The sequence below is a fragment of the Haloferax marisrubri genome (assembly GCF_001469875.2).
Classification (GTDB): Archaea; Halobacteriota; Halobacteria; order Halobacteriales; family Haloferacaceae; genus Haloferax; species Haloferax marisrubri.
Genome location: NZ_LOPW02000010.1, coordinates 276,595 through 296,942, shown reverse-complemented (window position 1 = coordinate 296,942; position 20,348 = coordinate 276,595). Strand labels below are relative to the sequence as shown.

General features: G+C 66.6%; 18 protein-coding genes. 10 read left to right on the top strand and 8 right to left on the bottom strand.

Translation table 11 applies throughout. From position 1 onward, the window contains the following. Positions 1–3 precede the first annotated feature (3 nt). Positions 4–372 (bottom strand): winged helix-turn-helix domain-containing protein, encoded by a 369-nt coding sequence (locus AUR65_RS08675; RefSeq protein ID WP_058566460.1) that lies wholly within the window; start codon positions 370–372, stop codon positions 4–6. A 257-nt stretch (positions 373–629) separates the two neighbouring features. Between AUR65_RS08675 and AUR65_RS08670 the strand changes: the two genes are divergently transcribed. The 4 genes from AUR65_RS08670 to AUR65_RS08655 all read left to right on the top strand — a co-directional run bounded on the left by AUR65_RS08670 (position 630) and on the right by AUR65_RS08655 (position 5,127). Further along, complete coding sequence (locus AUR65_RS08670) at positions 630–1,787, top strand: multicopper oxidase domain-containing protein (protein WP_058566459.1); 1,158 nt, start codon at positions 630–632, stop codon at positions 1,785–1,787. Between the two features lie 258 nt (positions 1,788–2,045). Further along, on the top strand, positions 2,046–2,471 hold the full coding sequence (locus AUR65_RS08665) for an EamA family transporter (RefSeq protein WP_058566458.1): 426 nt from the start codon (positions 2,046–2,048) through the stop codon (positions 2,469–2,471). Positions 2,472–2,553: 82 nt separating this feature from the next. Beyond that, the gene (gene thiC, locus AUR65_RS08660; protein ID WP_058566457.1) at positions 2,554–4,002 is read left to right on the top strand and encodes a phosphomethylpyrimidine synthase ThiC; all 1,449 of its coding nucleotides are present in this window, start codon (positions 2,554–2,556) and stop codon (positions 4,000–4,002) included. A gap of 90 nt (positions 4,003–4,092) precedes the next feature. Further along, positions 4,093–5,127 (top strand): sodium:calcium antiporter, encoded by a 1,035-nt coding sequence (locus AUR65_RS08655; protein ID WP_058566456.1) that lies wholly within the window; start codon positions 4,093–4,095, stop codon positions 5,125–5,127. A gap of 46 nt (positions 5,128–5,173) precedes the next feature. Here AUR65_RS08655 and AUR65_RS08650 read toward each other — a convergent pair whose 3' ends face one another. The 6 genes from AUR65_RS08650 to AUR65_RS08630 all read right to left on the bottom strand — a co-directional run bounded on the left by AUR65_RS08650 (position 5,174) and on the right by AUR65_RS08630 (position 9,925). Then, a complete protein-coding gene (locus tag AUR65_RS08650; protein WP_058566455.1) occupies positions 5,174–6,076 on the bottom strand; it encodes a universal stress protein in 903 nt (300 codons plus the stop codon). Between the two features lie 78 nt (positions 6,077–6,154). Further along, the gene (locus tag AUR65_RS08645) at positions 6,155–6,352 is read right to left on the bottom strand and encodes a hypothetical protein (RefSeq protein WP_004967129.1); all 198 of its coding nucleotides are present in this window, start codon (positions 6,350–6,352) and stop codon (positions 6,155–6,157) included. A gap of 97 nt (positions 6,353–6,449) precedes the next feature. Next, complete coding sequence (locus AUR65_RS08640; RefSeq protein WP_058566454.1) at positions 6,450–8,705, bottom strand: NADP-dependent malic enzyme; 2,256 nt, start codon at positions 8,703–8,705, stop codon at positions 6,450–6,452. Positions 8,706–8,882: 177 nt separating this feature from the next. Continuing rightward, entirely contained in the window at positions 8,883–9,173 is a 291-nt protein-coding gene (locus AUR65_RS08635; protein ID WP_058566453.1) for a hypothetical protein, read from the bottom strand. 227 nt (positions 9,174–9,400) lie between these two features. Then, a complete protein-coding gene (locus AUR65_RS20185; protein WP_233194338.1) occupies positions 9,401–9,568 on the bottom strand; it encodes a hypothetical protein in 168 nt (55 codons plus the stop codon). 105 nt (positions 9,569–9,673) lie between these two features. Continuing rightward, positions 9,674–9,925 carry a hypothetical protein gene (locus AUR65_RS08630; protein WP_058566452.1) on the bottom strand — a complete coding sequence of 84 codons (252 nt, stop codon included), beginning with the start codon at positions 9,923–9,925 and terminating at the stop codon, positions 9,674–9,676. Between the two features lie 349 nt (positions 9,926–10,274). Between AUR65_RS08630 and AUR65_RS08625 the strand changes: the two genes are divergently transcribed. Further along, positions 10,275–14,945 (top strand): dockerin type I domain-containing protein, encoded by a 4,671-nt coding sequence (locus AUR65_RS08625; RefSeq protein ID WP_233194337.1) that lies wholly within the window; start codon positions 10,275–10,277, stop codon positions 14,943–14,945. A gap of 78 nt (positions 14,946–15,023) precedes the next feature. On the opposite strand, the gene AUR65_RS08620 is transcribed toward AUR65_RS08625, so the two are convergent. Next, positions 15,024–15,254 (bottom strand): hypothetical protein, encoded by a 231-nt coding sequence (locus AUR65_RS08620; RefSeq protein ID WP_058566450.1) that lies wholly within the window; start codon positions 15,252–15,254, stop codon positions 15,024–15,026. A gap of 497 nt (positions 15,255–15,751) precedes the next feature. Here AUR65_RS08620 and AUR65_RS08615 point away from each other — a divergent pair, with 497 nt between their 5' ends. The 5 genes from AUR65_RS08615 (at position 15,752) to AUR65_RS08595 (ending at position 20,340) form a co-directional block, all read left to right on the top strand. Beyond that, positions 15,752–16,024 carry a PRC-barrel domain-containing protein gene (locus AUR65_RS08615; protein ID WP_058566449.1) on the top strand — a complete coding sequence of 91 codons (273 nt, stop codon included), beginning with the start codon at positions 15,752–15,754 and terminating at the stop codon, positions 16,022–16,024. Between the two features lie 278 nt (positions 16,025–16,302). Continuing rightward, positions 16,303–16,662, top strand: coding sequence for a hypothetical protein (locus AUR65_RS08610; RefSeq protein WP_058566448.1), 360 nt, complete (start codon positions 16,303–16,305; stop codon positions 16,660–16,662). Between the two features lie 141 nt (positions 16,663–16,803). Next, on the top strand, positions 16,804–18,186 hold the full coding sequence (locus AUR65_RS08605) for a pentapeptide repeat-containing protein (protein WP_058566447.1): 1,383 nt from the start codon (positions 16,804–16,806) through the stop codon (positions 18,184–18,186). A 105-nt stretch (positions 18,187–18,291) separates the two neighbouring features. Continuing rightward, positions 18,292–19,191, top strand: a complete 900-nt coding sequence (locus tag AUR65_RS08600; RefSeq protein ID WP_058566446.1) for a DUF7139 domain-containing protein — start codon at positions 18,292–18,294, stop codon at positions 19,189–19,191. A 105-nt stretch (positions 19,192–19,296) separates the two neighbouring features. Then, the gene (locus AUR65_RS08595; RefSeq protein ID WP_449271624.1) at positions 19,297–20,340 is read left to right on the top strand and encodes a hypothetical protein; all 1,044 of its coding nucleotides are present in this window, start codon (positions 19,297–19,299) and stop codon (positions 20,338–20,340) included. The last annotated feature ends 8 nt before the right edge of the window (positions 20,341–20,348 follow it).

Genomic DNA, 20,348 nt, shown 5'->3' with positions numbered 1-20,348 from the left:
CCCTCAGTCGTCGGTCTGGTCGCTGACGGCCGACCACATCGTCGAGAGCTGGTCCGAGGCCGACCGCGACGGCGACGACACCGAAAGCGAGAGGTCGCCCGGCTCGCGCGTCACGACCACCTCTTCGAAGCCGAGCGCGTAGCGGGCGGCGTCGCGGCCGCGGTCGCGTTTCTCCAAGAGCCCCGCCTCGACCATCTGTTCGAGCTTCCGGTACACCGTCGAGCGCGGGAGGTCGCACGCGTCGGCGATGTCCGAGGCGGTCATCGGCCCGTCGAGCCGTCGGAGCACCGTCCGGCACTGCGAACTGGTGAGGGCGTCGAACACCGTCTCGAAGTCCGGTTCGAGCGCGTCTGAGAGTGGGTTGGTCGACATCTGCGTGAGAGTTGATTTCGCGGCGCGACCCGCGCGCCGTCGGTTCGGACCCCGATACACCTCCGGGGCGTATGAAAGTCGCGGCGTGCCAGCGTCGGTGCGGTCGAACCGATGGCCGTCGATTCGGACTGGCACGCCCGACTCGACTGTTCCCCCGCCCGGTACGTATCGACCACGCCGAACATGTTCGGACAACTCCTGTGAGACGGGAACCGCCGAGACGGTATTCCACTCCCCCGGGCCAACGACCGACTGTAATGAGCAACTACGTCGGTGCACCCGGTTCGACGGTGTCGCGTCGCGAATTCCTCGCCGCAACGGGAAGCGTCGGAGCGCTCGGTCTCGCGGGGTGTGCCGCGCCCACGAACGGCGACGGCAACGCCGCCGTCGGCGCGGACGAGACGACGGTCTCCCAGACGAGCGAATCGAGCCTGCCGTACACCAGTCCGCCGGAGGTCGTCCAGGTGGACGAACAGGGCGGGCAGGTCACCCTCAAGAGCGCGCCGGCGCGCCACGCGGCCCACCCCCTCGAAACGATGGGCGGGCCGGTCGAACTCCCGCAGGTGTGGGCGTTCAGCGCCGACGACGGCGAGCCGAGCGTCCCCGGGCCGATTCTCCGGACGACCGAGGGCAACGACATGGAGGTCACGCTGGACAACACCGACGGGATGCGCCCGCACACGGTCCACTTCCACGGCGTGCGCAAGGCCTGGAAGGACGACGGCGTGCCGACGACGACGGGCATCCGCGTCGACCCCGGCGAGAAACACACCTACACCATCCCGGCGAACGTCCCCGGGACGCACCTCTACCACTGTCACTACCAGACCCACCGGCACATCGAGATGGGGATGTACGGCATCCTCCGCGTCGACCCGGAGGGGTACGAACCGGCCGACAGGGAGTACTTCATGACCGTCCGCGACTGGGACTCGCGGCTCCCCCGGCAGATGGCCGGCGAGAACGTGGCGTACGACCCCCGGAACCGGAAGCCGGACGTGTTCACCGTCAACGGCAAGAGCGCGCCGCGGACGCTCCACCCCGAAGACGGCTCGCCCATCATCGTCGAACAGGGCGACACCGTCCGGGTCCACTACGTCAACGCGGGCTACATGAGCCACCCGATGCACATCCACAACCACCGCTTCCAGGTCGTCGAAAAGGACGGCGGCGTCGTCCCCGAGGCCGCCCGCCACGACATGGACGTGACGAACATCGCGCCCGCGGAGCGCCACACCATAGAGTTCACGGCTGACGCCCAACCCGGTATCTACCTCATGCACTGCCACAAGGTCAACCACGTCATGAACGGGAACTTCTACCCCGGCGGCATGCTCAGCGGCGTCGTCTACAAGGAGGCGATGGACACCGACATCTTCGCGAAGTTGATGGAGTACGCCGGCTACGAGGGCTGAACGAGTCGGGTCGTCGCGGCGCTCACGCGCGCCTCCGTCTCCTCACGTGAGAACGGCTGCGTCCTGTCGCTTCGGTGGGGTCGCCCGACTCGCTCGCAGTCTCTCGGCCGACATCACGTATCTGGCTCGGTACTCGCCCGGGACGCCTCCGAACGGTGCGTCTCACCGTCGAGTTCTTCGCCCAACTGCTCGCCCGATATATACACCGACGATAATGGAGGTCCGATTTCTTTTGAATAGCGACGCGAGGGGCGGCCGATGGGACTCCCAGAGATGGACTCGGCTGTGTTGTTCGGCCTGATTACGATGGTGACGTGGGGGATTTGGATCATCTTAGGCAACGCCGCGTCGGAGTCCATCGACCCGAGGACCGCCGCCGCAATCTCGTATCTCGTCGCGGCGCTTCTCGCGTTCGGCTTCATCATCGTCTCAGACGCGTCGCTCGCAGTCACCGCGAGAGGGGGACTACTCGCCGGCGTGGCCGGGTTGTTCACCGGAATTGGCCTCATCTCGATGTACATCGGGTTCACGCGTGGGTCGACGACAGTCGTCTCCACGCTCGGTGCGATGTACTTCGTCGTCGCGGCTGTCATCGGGATGATCGTTCTCGGAGACGAACTGACCGTGACGAAACTCACGGGAATCGCGTTCGCGGTCGTCGGAATCGTCTTGGTCACCCAGTAAGTCGGCGGACGCTCTCTCGGTAGAGTCGTGTGACTCGCGGCTGTCACAACTGTTATTATCTAGTTGTATCACTAGGTAATACATGGCGTCAACGCAACTCCAGCACGCCCGGGAGGGACGCGTCACCCCGGCGATGGAACGCGTCGCAGAGCGCGAGCACCGCGACCCCGAGTTCGTCAGAACGCAGGTCGCCGAGGGGCAGGCGGTCGTCCCCGCGAACCGCAACCACGACTCGCTCGACCCGATGATTATCGGCCGCGAGTTCGCCACGAAGGTCAACGCGAACATCGGCAACAGCGAGACGACGAGCGACCTCACCGAGGAGTTGGAGAAACTCCACACCGCGGTCCACTACGGCGCGGACACGGTGATGGACCTCTCGACGGGGCCGAACCTCGACGAGATTCGCGAGGCGAACGTCGCGTACTCGCCGGTCCCCATCGGCACCGTCCCCATCTACGAGGCGGTCAAGCGCGTCGACAGCCCCGAAGACATCACCCGTGACCTGCTCCTCGACATCATCGAGAAACAGGCCGAGCAGGGCGTCGACTACATGACGATTCACGCGGGCGTGCTGATGGAGCACCTCCCGCTCACCGACGGCCGGAAGACGGGCATCGTCTCCCGCGGCGGCTCCATTCTCGCCCAGTGGATGGAAGAAAACGGCGAGCAGAACCCCCTGTACGTCGCGTTCGAGGACATCTGCGACATCTTCGCCGAACACGACGTGACGTTCTCGCTCGGCGACGGCCTCCGCCCCGGCTGTCTGGCCGACGCCGGCGACGACGCGCAGTTCGCCGAACTCGACACGCTGGGCGAACTCACGCAGACCGCGTGGGACTACGGCGTGCAGGTGATGGTCGAAGGCCCCGGTCACGTGCCGATGGACCAAATCGCCGACAACGTCGAGCGCCAACAGGACGTCTGCGACGGCGCGCCATTCTACGTCCTCGGGCCGCTCGTCACCGACGTGGCTCCGGGCTACGACCACATCACGAGCGCCATCGGCGCGACCGAGGCGGGCCGCGCCGGCGCGGCGATGCTGTGTTACGTCACGCCGAAAGAACACCTCGGCCTCCCCGACCGCGAAGACGTGCGCGAGGGGCTCGCAGCCTACCGAATCGCCGCCCACGCGGCCGACGTTGCGAACGACCTTCCCGGCGCGCGCGACTGGGACGACGCGCTCTCGGAGGCCCGCTACGAGTTCGACTGGACGCGGCAGTTCGACCTCGCGCTCGACCCCGAGCGGGCACGGTCGTACCACGACCAGACGCTCCCCGGCGACAACTACAAGGAGGCGCGCTTCTGCTCGATGTGCGGCGTCGAGTTCTGTTCGATGCGCATCGACCAGGACGCCCGCGAGGCCGACGGCGAGATGGAGACAATCGCGTCCGCGACCGACCTCGACGCGTCGCCCGCGGCCGACGCGAACCTTCCCCCGGTCGGCGCGCACGACACCGACCGCGTCCCCGACGAAATCGAAATCGGCGGCGTCACGTTCACGCCCGAATCGGCCCACGGCGACGACTGACGACCGGCGACGAACGGGCCACCGACCGAAACCGCGCGCGACCACCCCGTGTCGGTGGCTTCTTTTTCCGCGTCGCTGAACGGGCTTCCAATGGTCCTCGGCAGTCTCGTCCCGTCGTCGCCGCTCGCGAACGTCGTCGTGATTCTCCTGATGACCGGCCTCATCTGGGTCGGCAGCGACTGGCTCGAAGCGTCGGCCGACCACCTCGCGGCGTACTACGGCCTCCCCGCGGTCGTGCAGGGCTCTATCATCGTCGCCCTCGGGTCGAGCTTTCCCGAGTTCGCCAGCGTCGCCGTCGCCGCCGCCGCGGGCGTCTTCGACATGGGCGTCGGCGCAATCGTCGGCTCGGCCATCTTCAACATCCTCGTGATTCCGGCGCTGTCGGGACTCGCCACCGACGGCGACCTCGAAACCAGCCGGCTCGTCGTCTACAAGGAAGCCCAGTTCTACATGGTCGCCGTCGCCACGCTCGTCGTCACCTTCTCGCTGGCGGTCATCTACTTCCCCATCCCCGACGGCCCGGCGCTGACGGGACAACTCACCCGCCCGGTGGCGCTCATTCCACTCCTCCTCTACGGTCTCTACCTATTCATCCAATGGCAGGACGTCTCGGAGTACGAAAGCGAGGACGCGGGCGTCGGCGACGGCATCGGCCGCGAGTGGGCGCGCCTCCTCGGCGGCCTCCTCGTCATCCTCGTCGGCGTCCACCAACTGGTCGGGAGCGTCGAGTCGCTCAGCGCGACCTTCGGCGTTCCGACGTTCCTCGCCGGCGTCACCGTCGTCGCCGCCGCGACGAGCCTTCCTGACACGCTCGTCAGCGTCCGCTCGGCCGCCGACGGCAACAGTGCGACGAGCCTCGGCAACGTCCTCGGGTCGAACACGTTCGACCTGCTCGTCGCCATCCCCGTGGGCGTCCTCATCGTCGGGAGCGTCCCGGTCGACTTCGCCGTCGCCGTCCCCATGCTGGGCGTGTTGACGCTCGCGACCGTCTTGCTGTTCGGCTTGCTCCGGACGGACCTGTCGCTCTCGCGGCTGGAGTGCTACGCGCTCGGCGCGGCCTACCTCGTCTTCGTCGGGTGGATTATCGCCGAGACCGCGGGTGTCACGAACCTCATCCGAAACTGACGGGCGGCGGCCGCCGCCCCCGTTGGCCGACACTTGCGCCGCCGACCTACTCGTCTCGCGGCTCTCTGACCGTCATCACCGGCACCGGCGAGGTGCGAACCAGTTTCTCGGCGACGCTCCCGAGCATGTAGCGGTCGAAGCCGGTGTGGCCGTGAGTGCCCATCACCACGAGGTCCACGTCGTGTTCGTCGATGTACGCGAGGATGCCGTGGTGAATCGACACGTCGCGGCCGACGGACTCGCGGACCGTCTCGACGCCCGCGGCGGCCGCCACGTCGCCCGCCGCTTCGACCGCGTCGCTCGCCCGCTCTTCGAGTTCGTCGATGAGAAGCGGGCCGCGGATGTCCGCGCCGAAGGCCGCGACGTTGACGACCGAAATCGCGTGAAGCGCGGCGTCGGTCGCGGCCGCCAACTCGCTGCCGAACGTGACCGCCGCAGTCGCGCAGGCGCTCCCGTCGGTGGGCGTCAGCACGTCGGCGTAGGGGTACGCGAGGTCGGTCGCCGCGTCCGGCCGGACGGTGAGCACGGGCACGTCCGACTGCCGGACGACGCGCTCCGTCGTACTTCCGAGGAGGAGTCGGCTCAGCCCCGTCCGCCCGTGGGTCGGCATGACGACGAGGTCGGCGTCCCGCGCGTTCGCGTACTCGGTGATGACCCGGTACGGTTCGCCGCGCTCGATGTTCGTCACGACCGCCACGTCGGACTGCGACGCGCGGGCCGCGGCGTCGCTCACGAATCGCTCACCGTCGGTTCGGCGGGGCTCGGCGGGGTCGTCGCCGTCGCGGTCGTCGCCCTCGTCGCGCAGGTTCGGGCGGCGCTCGGGCTCCGGCGGGGCGACGTGCAGCAGGTGGAGGGTCGCGTCGTGGGCAGCGGCCATGTCGACGACGTGGTCGAGGACGGCGTCCGCGCCCTCGCTCCCGTCGGTCGGCAAGAGGAGTCGGTCGAACATGGTTCGATATTCTCAGCGAACTCACAAAAGCGACGAGGGTGGTCGCCGCGAGGTGAGAAGTCGACCGCGTCCCCGCCGTCAGCGCCGAAGCGCCCAGACCGCCAACCCGATAGCTTCCCGAAGCGTCACGCCCGCCGCGAACACGTACACCGTCTGCAACGGCAGTTCGAGGAAGTCGATGGCCGCCACCGCGAGCGACATCACGATGGCCATCCCGACCCACCCGAGTGCGAACCGGCGCTCCGACGCCGACGTGTGTGTACCCAACTCGACCATACTTCCTGACTCGGCCGAACGTATTTAATTTCTCGTGCTGACACGACGGGGAGACCCCCGCGGCCAACCGAGGCGGCCCGCCGCTACTGGGGGTTCGTTACTCCTCTTGGGCGTCCACCACGGCGACACCGGCCAAGTTTACGATGTCTTTCACTTCGTCGCCGCGCTGGAGGACGTGGACGGGTTTGTCCATGCCGACGAGCATCGGGCCGATGGCCTCCGCGCCGCCGAGGCGCTGGAGCAGTTTGTAGCCGATGTTACCCGCTTCGAGGTTCGGGAAGACGAGGACGTTCGCGGGGTCGTCGAGGTCCGCGAAGTCGTAGGTGTCGGTCAGCATCTCCTCGACGAGGGCGGTGTCGGCCTGCATCTCGCCGTCGACCGGGAAGTCAACGTCGGGGTCGGCGTGCAGTTGTTCGACCGCGTCGCGAGGCTTGCGCGTCCCCTCGTTCGTGACGCTCCCGAAGTCGGAGTACGAAAGCAGCGCCGCGCGCGGGTCGACGTTGAAGCGCCGGGCGAGTTCGGCGGTGTGTTTCGTCACCTCGGCGAGCACGTTCTCGTCGGGGTCGAGGTTGACCGTCGCGTCGGCACAGAAGATGACGCGGTTCCGGAACGTCAGCATGTAGACGCCGGCGGCGTAGTCGGCGTCGTCGGCCGTGCCGATAATCTGCAGCGGCGGGCGGAGCGCCGAGGGGTAGTGGTGGGTCAACCCGGTCAGCATCGCGTCCGCGTCGTCCATAGCGACCATGACGCTGGCGAAGTAGTTCGAGTCGCTCCGCACGAGTTCGGCCGCCTCCGTCCGGGTGAGGCCCTTGCGCTGGCGGCGCTCGTAGAGGTGGTCCACGTAGTGGTTCCACTGGCCGCTTTCGGGGTCGGCGATAGTCGGGTCGAAGTCGAGGCCGAGGTCCTCGGCGGTCCGGAGAATCTCTTTCGTCCGGCCGACGAGGATGGGTTCGGCGATGCCCTCTTCGACCAACTGGCTCGCGGCGCGAATCATCTTCTCGTCTTCCCCTTCGGCGAGGACGACGCGCTTGGGGTTCGACGCCGCCTTGTTGAGGACGACGCGCATCATCTCGCGGGACTTCCCGAGGCGGGCTTCCAACTCCTCGCGGTAGTCGTCGAGGTCGCGCTCGCGGCGGGCCGCGCCGCTCTCCATGGCCGCCTCGGCGACGGCGGGCGTCACCTCGTAGAGGACGCGCTGGTCGAGCGGCTTGGGGATGAGGTAGTCGGGGCCGAACTGGAGCGGGCCGTCGCCGTAGGCCTTGACGACCGCGTCGGGCACGTCCTGTCGGGCGAGGTTCGCCAGCGCTTCCGCGGCCGCGCGCTTCATCTCCTCGTTGATTTCGGTCGCGCGAACGTCGAGCGCGCCGCGGAAGATGAACGGGAACCCGAGGACGTTGTTGACTTGGTTCGGGTAGTCCGACCGTCCGGTCGCCATGATAACGGTGTCCTCGCGGGCCTCTTTCGCGTCCTCGTAGGAAATCTCCGGGTCGGGGTTCGCCATCGCGAAGATGATGGGGTTGTCGGCCATCGACCGCACCATCTCCTGACTGACGATATCGCCGACCGAGAGGCCGACGAGCACGTCCGCGCCCTCGATTGCGTCTTCGAGGTCGCCGTCGTCGACGCCGCGGGCGAACGGCTCGGCGTACTCGTCGAGTTCGCCAGCCTCGGCCCGCGACTCCGAGAGGACGCCGTCGATGTCGCACAGCGTGATGTTCTCGTGGGGGATGCCGAGCGAGACGTAGAACCGCGCCGTCGCGGTCGCGGCCGCGCCCGCTCCCGAGAAGGTGACGTTCAGCGACGACAGTTCCTTGTCGGCGATGTCGGCGGCGTTCAAAAGCGCCGCCCCGGAGATGATGGCCGTGCCGTGCTGGTCGTCGTGGAACACGGGGATGTCCATCCGCTCGCGCAGGGACTCCTCGATTTCGAAGCACTCGGGCGCGCGGATGTCCTCTAAGTTGATGCCGCCGAACGTCGGCTCCATCGCGGCGACCGACTCCACGAACGCTTGGGGGTCGTCGTGGTCGAACTCGACGTCGAACACGTCGATGTCGGCGAAGCGCTTGAACAGCACGCCCTTGCCCTCCATCACCGGCTTCGACGCCTGCGCGCCGATATCGCCGAGGCCGAGCACCGCGGAGCCGTTCGAGACGACGCCGACGAGGTTGCCCTTCGCCGTGTACTCGTAGGCCGCCGTCTCGTCGTCGGCGATATCGAGACACGGCGCGGCCACGCCGGGCGAGTACGCCAGGCTCAGGTCGCGCTGTGTGTTCGTCGGCTTCGTCGTCGCTATCTCCACTTTCCCCGCGGGCGGCCGTCGATGGTAGTCCCGGGCGTCGTCTTCGAGCGTCATTGCTCGTGATGGGTACGGTCAGGTAAGTAGACTCTTCGCTCCGACAGAGACACACCCAGAAATAATCATGTGAAACTCGGTGACTCAGTACCGGAATATCGCGCCGAGGAGGTGAGCGAACGGGTCCGAACGAGGCGGGCCACAATCGGCGCGGGAGCCGACTCGCGCGCCGCGCAGTCAGCGGAGCGACTCGTGCGGCATCGTGTACAACTGCACGCTCTCCGCGATGGACACCTCCTCGAAGTGGCTCTTCGTCGCGAACAGGTCCGAGACGTCTTCGACCTGTTCGAGCGGATAGATGTGCTTCGCGCTCCCGTAGCCGTGGTAAACCTCGACCGGAACGGCGAACGCAATCTCTCCCTCGTCGACGTCGACTGTCGCCCCGAACGTCAGCCCCTCGTCGTCGTCGGTGACTGTACAGATGGTCGACGGAACGGTTTCCCCTGCATCGTATCTCTCTTTGGCCATGCGTTGACAACCCACACAATTTTTCATTACTGTAAGCAGTACCGCTCCCTACCCATACTCCGGAGTCGTACTGCTCAAGTTTCAGCCATATGTCCAACGAGCACCGTGATAATGATTACTCAACTCGCAGGACTAACTGATGAATTGATACGTTTGATTTGGGTTTGTTCCCGACTGTCGGCTCGCCGCGCCACAATCGGAGCACAGTCCCCGAGTTCTGTCTACGATCACTTGGCGCGCCGTGCGAGTCGCCTGTACGCGAACTGCTCGGTGTCGGCCGCCTCCACGACCAGTCCGACTCGATACGTTCGTCGTCGCGTGGGCGCGCATAGCTGTCGCTGGTTTGTCTGGTCGAACCGATGGTACGTCTGCGGGTTTCGGACCGTTCGGTCCATCGTCAGCTCTCGGATACTTCGACCCTGTGTTCGGCCGTCGAATGTGGCTCGCGCTCGCGGGTCGAGCACGACGCGGCGGCGAACGAGCGTGCGACCACGACCCGCTCAGCGGAGCGCGTCGTGTGGAATCGTGTAGAGCCGAACTTCGTCTGCGACCACCACCTCGTCGGTTTCACCGTTCGTGACGAACAGGTCCCAGATGCGTTCGACTTGCTCTGTCGGATAGACGTGCTTGGCGCTCCCGTACCCGTCGTAGACGTCGACGGGGACGGCGAACGTGATTTCTTCCTCCTCGGCGGGGACCGAGCAGATGTCTACTGGTACTGTTTCACCCACTTCGTAGTGTGTAGCCACCATGTTGTATGGAACGTTCCTTGTCAGCACCTACGAATCCGCACGTTCACGGAGTACTGAAGGCACTCATTCGGTTGGAAGTCCATGTAACAGCCAATAATTGTTTCTCCGAGTGACAGTCGAGAGGACGGTCTCCATCGACGAGTCGCCGAGAGACAGGATTGGAAGCCATGCTCACAGCTGGTGTAACAAAGTTAGAGTTATTATATCCATCCATTCTGCGCTTGTGAGGTCCCGAAGGCGTTCTCGCGGTGGTTCGGTCGGGAGTCGCGAGACTCACCGACGTCGCGGCCCAGTCAATTGTTTCCAGCGTACGGTACAATTATACTATTTCAATAAACACTTGCGACTGATGCGAGCACGGATAGCAGTTACACTAGGGGCAGTGCTGTTCGTCTGCTCGGTCGCATTGGTTGGGGTTAGTGCGGCAGAGGAGATTCAGCAGCCACCGGACACAGAAGTACAACCAGTAAACGAAAGCGGGGTTCTCGAGGTGGTGTTCATCGACACGGGGTCGGGCGCGGACTACCACTTCGAAGGAGGTGACGTGGACACGTCGTCGCTCCCGCGGGGGGAGTATCTCGTCGTCACCTACGCACGGACCGACGGCGGCATCGAAAAGCAGACTGAACGGGTCGAACTCACGGACGATTCGACGGTCACGGCGAGCGACACCGAGTCGTCCGACGAACTCCTCAGTTCGTTCAGTCAAAACGCGGAGCCGGAAATCGACGTGGCGGCGAGCGTCGCCTACGAGTACGGCGAACCCTCGTACGACAGCGACGGAACCGTCGACATCCGCGTGAGCGCGGTGAACACGACGACCGACGAGTACGCGCCGGCGAACACGTCGGTCACCGTCGAAATCGAGACGCCGAACGGGGTGGACACGTTCAACGCGACGACCGGCGAGAACGGGACGGCGGTCGTCGACTACGACCTCGCCGGCCGCGATGACGGCGACTACCGAGTGTACGTCTCGTCGGAGGCGAGCGGCTACTCCGGCTACGCGAGCTTTACCGCTGGCGCGCGAGCCCAGCTCGTTCCGCAGTACTACCGGCAGACGACACCGCGGAACAGCACCGTGGGCGTCGCCGTCCACACGAGCGTGGACGGGGAACCCACGACCGGTGACCCGGTTCACGTCGAGATTCGGGCACCGAACGGAAGCGTAACTGAGCGGAACGTGACGACGGGGGCGGACAGTTTCGCTCGGGTCACGCTCACGACGACGCAGACGGGGCCCTACGTCGTTCGCGCGACCGGGCCGAACGGCGACACCGAGCGCGCGACCATCGATTCGGCGGAGTACATCAGCACCGTCAACATCCCGAACTGGTGGGAGCTTCGACCGGGCGAGCGCGCGTCGATTTCCGGAACGGTTCTCACCGAGACGGGCGAGCCGCTGGCGGACGAGGAGCTGACGCTTCGCGTCGAAAACGAGAGCGACGCAGTCGTCGAGACGCAGACGCTCACGACGACCGCGAGCGGCCAGTTCGTGACGTCGTGGGACGTGCCGGCGAACCAGACGGAGTACCGCGTCCACTACGACGTCACGCTCCACGCGAACGGCGTTCGAATCGCTGAGGACGCCGAGCTCGAAGTCGAAAACCGAACGACCGTGGACGACGACCCGGTGACAGACGAGCCGGAGACTGACGGGCCGGTGGCTGAGGTGATGGTCGAACCGGCCGCCCGCGAGGTCGGTCCGAACGGGACCGTGACGGCGACCGTCTCGGTCGAGCGAAACGACACGCTGGTGAGCGATACGGACGTTCGCGTGCTCTCGGGAGTCGACGGGACGGTCGTCGATTACCAGACGGTCACGACGAACGCGAGCGGCGCGGCGACGGCGACGTTCGACCTGCCGCGTTCGCTCGCTGACTACCACGACAGAAACATCCAGATTCGGGCGACGACGACCGTCAACGACAGCACGGTCGTCGGCTACGGCTACACCGACATCACGCAGGGTCGAACCGACCTCGACGGGGAGTACGGGACGGTGCCCGGCGAATCGGCGAACGGGTCGATATCGTTCACCGACGCGGACGGTTCACCCGTCTCGAACGCGCCCGTCGCGTACATCGGTGCGCGCAACGGCTTGCGAGCCGGCGTGTTCGCGACCGGACTGGTGACGACGAACGCGAGCGGGCAGGCGTCGTTCACCTACGACGTGCCCGCGGACGCGCAGCTCTCGGTCGCGCTCGCGGCCGACAGTCGGACTCGGGACTTCAACTACTGGACGTCACCGTCGCTGAGCCAGTACGACGTGAACGTCCGCGTTGGGGACCGCGGGAACGGTTACACCGAAGTCGCACCCGGCGAGACGGTGACAGTCAACTACGACGTTCCCGACGAGACGGTCGAAGGCGGTGTGCTCACCGTCTACTCGTGGGACAGCGACGCTGAAGACCGCGTGCTCACGACCCGGACGTTCGAGCCGGGCGAGAACGCGACGGTCAGGATTCCGGCGACGACCGAGGCCGACAGCTACTCCGCGATGGTCCAGACCGTCACCGCGGACGGTCGACTCTCGTCTGACGAGGGCTACATCGACGTCAATCAGGACGCGGAACCGGTCCGTGAGACCACGTCCGTCTCCGGTCGCATCACGACGACCGACGGGACGCCGCTTGTCGACGACACGGTCGCGTTCTTCGACGGGTCGCTCGACGTTCCGTCGGCCGCCGCGACGACGAACGGCTCCGGGTTCTACAACACGACGCAGGACATCGCCGAGTTCGACCAGTCGGTGTTGCAAAACACCGAGTACCACGTCGCCTTCTACCAGTTCAACGGGAGCGAGGCCGCGCTCGGTGACGAATCGTGGCCGCGCGACGGCGTCGCGGACATCTACGCGGTCGACCGAATCAACACGTCGCAGACGACGACCGTCGATGCGGAGATTCCCGAGGGACACGTCCTCAACGTCTCCGTGACGGCCGAGAACGGGACTGCGGTCGAAGGCGCGCGCCTCCGAGTCACACACGCGAACGGCTCGGCGAAGGCGGCGTACGGAGCCCGGACGAACGCGAACGGACTGCTCACGATTAGCGAGGTGTCCCGGCCCGGGGTGGAACTCACCGGCAACGTGACCGTGGAGGTCGCGCCGCCGGCGGGGACCGACACGTACGAGGAGACGATCCAGCGACAGCGCGTCACCGTGACGAACGACACGGAACTCTCGTTCACGCTCGCCGCGAACGAGACGGGAGCCTCGGAATCGAACCTGACGGGGTTCGTTGAGGCCGCCGACGGGACCGTCCCGCCCGGCGAAGTCGCGCTCAACACCCGACTCGGCGCACCCGACGGCGACGTGTCGTCGCTCGGGGCGAGCGGCGAATACGACCTGACGGCCGCCAGCGGGGCGTATCAGGTCTCCTTCGTCCAGCCGAGTAGCCAAGTCGACGGAGTTCCGGACATCTTCCCGCTCCACCGCGTCTACGCCGACAGTTCGACGCATCTCGGGAGCGACGAGCTACCGAGCGCCAGTCGGCTCAACGTGACGGTGCTCGACCGGCAGGGCGAGCCGGCCGACGACGCGACGGTCGTCGTCGCCTACGGCGGAAACCGCGTGTTCGACTCCGTCAGCGGGGAGACCGACAACAGCGGTCAGTTCATCTTCGGCCAGACGAAGGGTATCGAAGTCGCCGGACCGAACGCGGTTCCCAACGATTACGGCGGGAACGTCCAGGTCCAAGTGTACGGCCCGAACAAGACCTTCGTCGGGACGCGACTGAACGTCACGTCGGACACGAACCTCACGCTCCGACTGACTGACCGGGTGAACGTCACCGGCCAGTTCGTCCGGCCGGACGACGAACCGGCGGACAACCGGACCGCGGTCGTCCTCGGCGATACGAACGGGACGTCCGGCGGCGGCTTCGCTCGCACGGCGGACGACGGTTCGTTCGGCGTGGCCGTCGCGAAAAACGGGACGTACAACGTGAAGTTCCGCCAGGAACGGTACGCCGAAGCGGGCACGAGCTTCCCGCGTGACGCCGTCCCGGACGTCTACGCGGCGACGTCGATTTCCGTCGGGACCGCCCCGAGCGACGTCGGAACGGTCGCGCTTCCCGAGGGGCATCTCCTCAACGTCTCCGTCGTCGATGCCGGCGGCGACCCGGTCGAGAACGCGCGCGTGACGGTCGACCACCGCAACAACGGTTCGGTCGGCTTCGTCTCCGGAAGCACGCTTCCGAACGGGACGATGGTGCTCGACGCGACGGGGCGTCCCGGCGTCGAACTCGCCGGCGACCTCCGGCTGACCGTCGAAGCGCCGCCGAACGCGACCGACCTCGAAGGCGTCGAGACGACCGAGACGCTCGCGCTCGCCGACGACCGGACCGTGACTGTCCAGTTGGGCGACGACGAGACCGACACGACGCCGGACGCGGTCGACGTCCGCGCGCTCGCGACGCCGACGACCGCGAGCGTGAACGAGACGGTGACCGTCGAACTCGTCGCGACGAACGTGACCGAGGGCGTCGGCGCGTTCGAAACGACGCTCAACCTGACGAACGGCACGGCGGGAACGATTACCGACGTGACCGTCCTCGGTTCGCCGCACACGGCGAATGTGACCTACGGCGCGGAGAACGACTCGGTCGCGGTCGACGCGTTCGGCATGGACACGGCGCAGAACGGGACCGTCACCTTCGCCCGCGTGAACGTCACGCTCACGTCCGCCGGAACCACCGAACTCGCGGTGTCGGAGACGGTGCTGGGAAGCGAGCCCGGAACCGAGTACGACATCGGCTCCGAGAGCGGCGCGACCCTCACGGCGGTGGACCTCGAACCCGTCGGCGTATCTGACGCCGCGCCGACCGACCCGGACGGCGACGGAACGTTCGAGGACATCAACGGCGACGGAAACGTGACCGTCTCCGACGTGCAGGCCATGTTCGCGAACCGGAACAGTCCGGCAATCACCGACAACGCCGACGAGTTCGACTTCTCCGGTAACGGCGAGGTCAACATCGTCGACGTACAGCGGTTGTTCGTCGAGATTCGGGACTGAACCCACCTCGCGGGGGAACGGCCCGACGGCGTTTCTTTTTTCAACTGACGACGCGGGAGCGGTCGCTCCCGCGTCGTCTCACCGACCGCCGCTACCGAACTCGCTCGACAGGATACCGGGAAGGTCGGTCAGCCAACTGACGACCGCGCAGACGACCATCACGCCGACCGCGGCCATGTAGCCCCAGACGGTGACCGCGTCGAGCACGAAGTCGATAGCGACGAACCCCGAGAGGATGACGGCACCGCTGACCGCCGCCGCGACGACGACGACCAGCGCCCCGTACGCCCGCACCGGATTGTTCACCATACGCGAACCAGTTGGCTCGCCTACATAAACGTGAAGGCCGCGTTTCGTCGCGCCGGAACGACAGCGGTCGCTCGGCGACGACGCTGCGCATCGAACTCACGGGGGCAAAGCGCGTGCTCACGGTCGAGTCCGGGGCGAAGAAGGTGGCCAGAGGCCTCAGTAGTGGTGGTGGGTCTGTGGAAGGAACACCGAGGCTCAGCTATCCTGACCAGATAGATATCTATTAGGCGTGCCTAAATACGTATCGGAGCAGCGGCATATCAGCCGCTCAGGCTGTCACGAGCGCCAGCATCCGTCCTTCCTTCACGACGATACACCGCCGAAACCGGAGTGCCGTGGGCCGGTCGAACGTCGCCGAGTGAGTGTCGAAGACCGCGCAAACAGCGGGTTTTCGAGTCCGCGTTCGGGACCCGAACGCCGCGGGAGTCGGGACGACGGGGCCAAGACGGTCCGTACTGACCGAGGTATTTTTCATTGACACGTTCGATGGCGTAGGTATGGTCCCCCAGTCACCGACGGGCATCGAACCGATTCCGAGCATCGAAGGCCGCCCCGTGTACACCGCCTCGGGGAACCGGTTGGGCGAGGCCGTCGACCTCTGTGTCGACCTCGACGCCGACCGCGTGACCGCGCTTCTCGTCTCCGTCGAAGACCCTCCCGAGGGGGTCGAAGTCGGTCCGCGGGGAGTGAGGATTCCGTTCCGGTCCGTCCGGGGGATGGCCGACATCATCGTCCTGACGGGCGACCCCGGCATCGAGGCGGCCGACTGACCGGGGGACCGCCGTTCCCGGTCGCCGCACCGCCAACGAGCACATATGTTGATATACTCTGCACGACGACCGTATAGCGGGCGGTCGTGTTGGTCAGGATGTGGACAGCACGATTGCCCAGTCACGGCGACCCGGCCCGCCTGCTTGCCTCTGACAGGTGGCCGGTGTCCGGCCGTTCGAGTCGCGGGTTGTGAGCCTCGCAACCCGCGCCGACGGCGCGAACCGTCGGATGTGACTGTTGTAGATAAGTTGATACGAGTCGGTCGAGTAGGCGGTGTATGAGCCTCTACGAGTCGATTCATCAGTTCGTCGGTGAGCACGAGACGCTCCGGTCGGTCAGCCACTACGAGGGAATGACGGTGCTTCTGACCGAGACGCGCCTCGTCCAGATTCGACACGACGGCGAGCACGCGGACCCCGACGAAGTGCGCGAAGTGCGGACGATACAGCTCAACCGCGCCATCTTCGCCGGCTGTTCGGTCGAGCTCGAATCGGACCGGACCGTCGTCGGCTTCCACGACAGCACCGGCGAGACGGTTCGGCTGGTCACGCTTCCCGTCCGCGACTTCGAGTTCGCGGCGACGTTCTCGGCCGTCGTCGGCGACGCGGAAGCCGGCGCGCCGTTCGTCGAACAGTAGTTCTCTTAGTCGACGACAGCGACGACTACGACGACCGCGACGACAGCAGAGAGGACCGTAACGACCGCGACAAGGTCGAGCTCGTCCGTTCGCGATTTCGTGACAATCTATTTACGTGATAACGACGAACGGTCGAGCGACGTGGAACGCACCGCTCGCTGTACGTATAGGCACGTCTTCGACGCCGCCGACGCGACGGGTGCCGACGAATCGCCATCGGTGTGGCGGTGTCCGCACCCCGCGAGCGGCGCGGCCGACCGCTGTCTGTTTCACCGCCCCGTCGACGAAACGCGGTCCGCGGCCGTCACCGAGGCGCTGCGCGAGGCGATTGCCGACCCCGAGCGACCGTCGGCGTTCGTGGGCGGGACGTTCGAGCGCATCGACCTCGCGGGGGTGACGTTCGCGTCCGACGCGACGCTCGACTTCCGCGGCGCGATGGTGAAAGAAGACATCGACCTGCGCGACGCGACGCTCACCGGCGCGCTCCGACTCGATCGCGTCTCGGTCGGCGGCACGGTGTGTCTGCAACGACTCGACGCGCCCGCGACGGTCACCTGTCGCAGCCTGCAGGTCGGCGGCCGCTGGGTGCTCTGCGGGGCGCGCTTCGGCGGGCGACTCGACGCGACCGGCTTCAGCGCGGGGTCCGTCGTGGCGACCGAGGCGCGTTTCGAAGGCGGAGCAACGTTCAGGAAGGGCGTCGTCGATGACGGCGTGTCGCTCGCGAAGGCTCGTTTCTGCGGGCCGGCGTGGCTTTCGCACACCCGACTGGGCGGCCGCCTCGACCTCGGGAACGTCGCGTGCGACCGTCGGCTCTCGCTCGCGCACTGTCGCGTCCACGGAGACCTCGTCGCCGCGTCGGCGACCGTCGAGGACGGCCTCTCGCTCGAACACCTGACGGTCGACGGCGAACTCGACGCGCCCCGACTCACCGTGGACGGCGGCATCGACGCGACGACCGCGGCCTTCGTCGGTCCGGTCGACTGCACGGGACTCACCGCCCGCGACGGCTCCGTCGACTTCACGCACAGCGCGTTCGGCGGCCCGGTCTCCTTCGACAACGCGACCGTCGAGGGCCGGGCGCTCCGCTTCCGGAGCGCGCGGTTCGAGTCGGGACCGGCGTCGTTCGTCCGCGCGACCGTCGCCGGCGGCTTCGACTTCTCCGACGCGGTCTGTTCGGCCGACTCGCCGGTGCGCGTGGTCGAAACCACGGTCGGCGGGAGTGTCGTCTGCGACCACGCGCGCTTCGGCGACGAGCTGTTCTGTTCGGGCGTCCGCGTCGAGCGCGACGTTGACTTCTCCGACTGCACCGTCGAGACGCTCGTCTTCGGAGTGGAAATCGAGGGGCGACTGGACTTCGCGTACACGCACGTGACGGACGCCGCGGCCTTCGGTGACACCGTCGTCCACGGCCCCGCCCGGTTCACCAGCGCCCGGTTCGACGCGGACCCCACGCTCACCGAGGCGACCCTCGGCGACACGGTCGCGGCCTACGACATGTCCGTCGAACCCACCGGCGGGCAGTAACGGGACGGCGGTGGGTCGTGAGGTCGCGAGTGGGTCGGCGCGGGCGGCGGTACGAACCCCGAACCCGGCGAACATTATATGTCGCGCGGGGGAATGGTCTGAGGTATGTCGAGTGACGGGCAGAACACCCTCATCGCCCTCTATCGGCGGTACGTCGACGCCGACCCCGACGAGACGACCGTCTACGCGGGCTTCGCGCTGTTCTTTACGGCTATCGGACTGCTCGCCGTCGCGCTCGCGGCGGTGGTGTGGAGCGGCGGCATCCCGCCCGAGAACATCTTCAAGTACGAACTCCGCGAGGTCGCGGGCGTCACCGGCGCGCTCGGGATTCCCCTCCTCCTCGTCTCCGTCGTGGTCCTGCTTCCCTCCCAGTACCGGTTCCCGACGGTCCTCGCGGGCGCTGGACTCCTCGTCTGTGCGGTCGCCGTCGTCCAGTTCGTCGGCGCGTACCCCCACAACTGGAACGTCTCCGCGAGCGCCGACCAGAGCGGCCGCATCGTCGGCATCTACTCGCTCGGCGCGGTGGCGGTCGTCGCCGCCAGCGGCACGTCGCTCGTCGGCTTCCAACTCGCCCGCGCGAGGACGAGCGGCCCCGCCGCGACCGGGAGCGACGCGGCGGCCGACGCGACCGACGAGGAAGACGAGGAAGCCGTCTCCGCGCAGGTCCGCCGCGACATGGACGAGGCGCTGTCGAACACCGAACTGTCGTGGGGCGGCGTCCGCAAGACCGAGACCACCCGCCTGAAGCTCGACACCTCCGCCGTCGACGACGTGGACCGCGCGAGCTTCGAGAACGCCAAGGTGACCGAGACGCGCGGCGGGGGCGTCGACGACGCGGTCGCCGGACTGCAGGGGCTCCGCGGCGGGAAGAAGGACACGGCGGTCGGCGACAGCACGGACGACCAAGCCGCCGCGCTGGCCGAACTTCGGAAGCAACAGCAGGCGGAGGCCGAACGCGAGGACTCCGAGGGAGTGGTCGACCGGATTCGCGGACTGTTCTCCTGAGTCGTTGCGGGACGCCGGGGTATCGGTTCGGCGTTGGATTCATCGGCGGAAGTGAATGTCAAAAGCGCATACAGATTTATGCGACAGCCCTGCGACGCGTGAGGTATGGCGAAAGGCCTTGACGTAGGTACCATGAACATCCTGTCCGCGAGTCAGGATGGAAGTGAGACCGTATTTGTCCAGCAGCGAAACTCGTTCGTCGAAATCGACTACAGCGACATGGCGGAGCAGATGCTCTCGCGGAGCGACGTGCTCCACATCCGCAAGGACGACAAGGTGTACGTCGTCGGCGACGACGCGCTCAACTTCGCGAACATCTTCGGCAAGGAGACGCGCCGGCCGATGCAACACGGCATCCTCTCCAGCGAGGAGTCCTCCGCGATTCCGATGATCAAGCTCATCATCGAACAGGTCGTCGGCTCGCCCTCCCGGCCGAACGAGCGCCTGTTCTATTCGAGTCCGGCGGACCCCATCGACTCCGACCTCTCGACGCTGTATCACGACAAGACGCTCGAATCGATGCTCGGCGACATGGGCTACGACCCCGAACCCATCAACGAGGGGATGGCGGTCATCTACAGCGAACTCGCCGACAACAACTTCACCGGCCTCGGTGTCTCGTTCGGCGCGGGCATGACGAACATCTGTCTGGCGTACTACGCGGTGCCGGTCATGCAGTTCTCCATCGCCCGCGGCGGCGACTGGATCGACCAGCAGACCGCCCAGGCCACCGGGACGGCCGTCGACAAGGTCACGTCCATCAAGGAAGACGACTTCCAGCTCGACTTCCGCACGGACGTCGGCGGCGTCGAGGGCGCGCTCTCGATTTACTACGAGAACCTCCTCGACTACGTCATCGAGAACATCGAGCGCGAGGTCGACGAGGAAGACATCGAGGAAGGCCTCGACGTGCCCGTCGTCGTCACCGGCGGCACCTCCAGCCCCGACGGCTTCGAGGAGCTGTTCGAACACCACCTCGAAGACTCGACGATTCCGTTCTCCGTCAACGAGGTCCGGAGCATCGACCGGCCCCTGTACAGCGTCGCCCGCGGGTCGCTCGTCGCCGCGCGCTCCGAAGAGGAGTCCGACGGGAGCGCCTCCGAACCCGAACCGGAACCCGAAGCGGAAGCCGCGCCGGAATCGAACTGAGCGCCGAC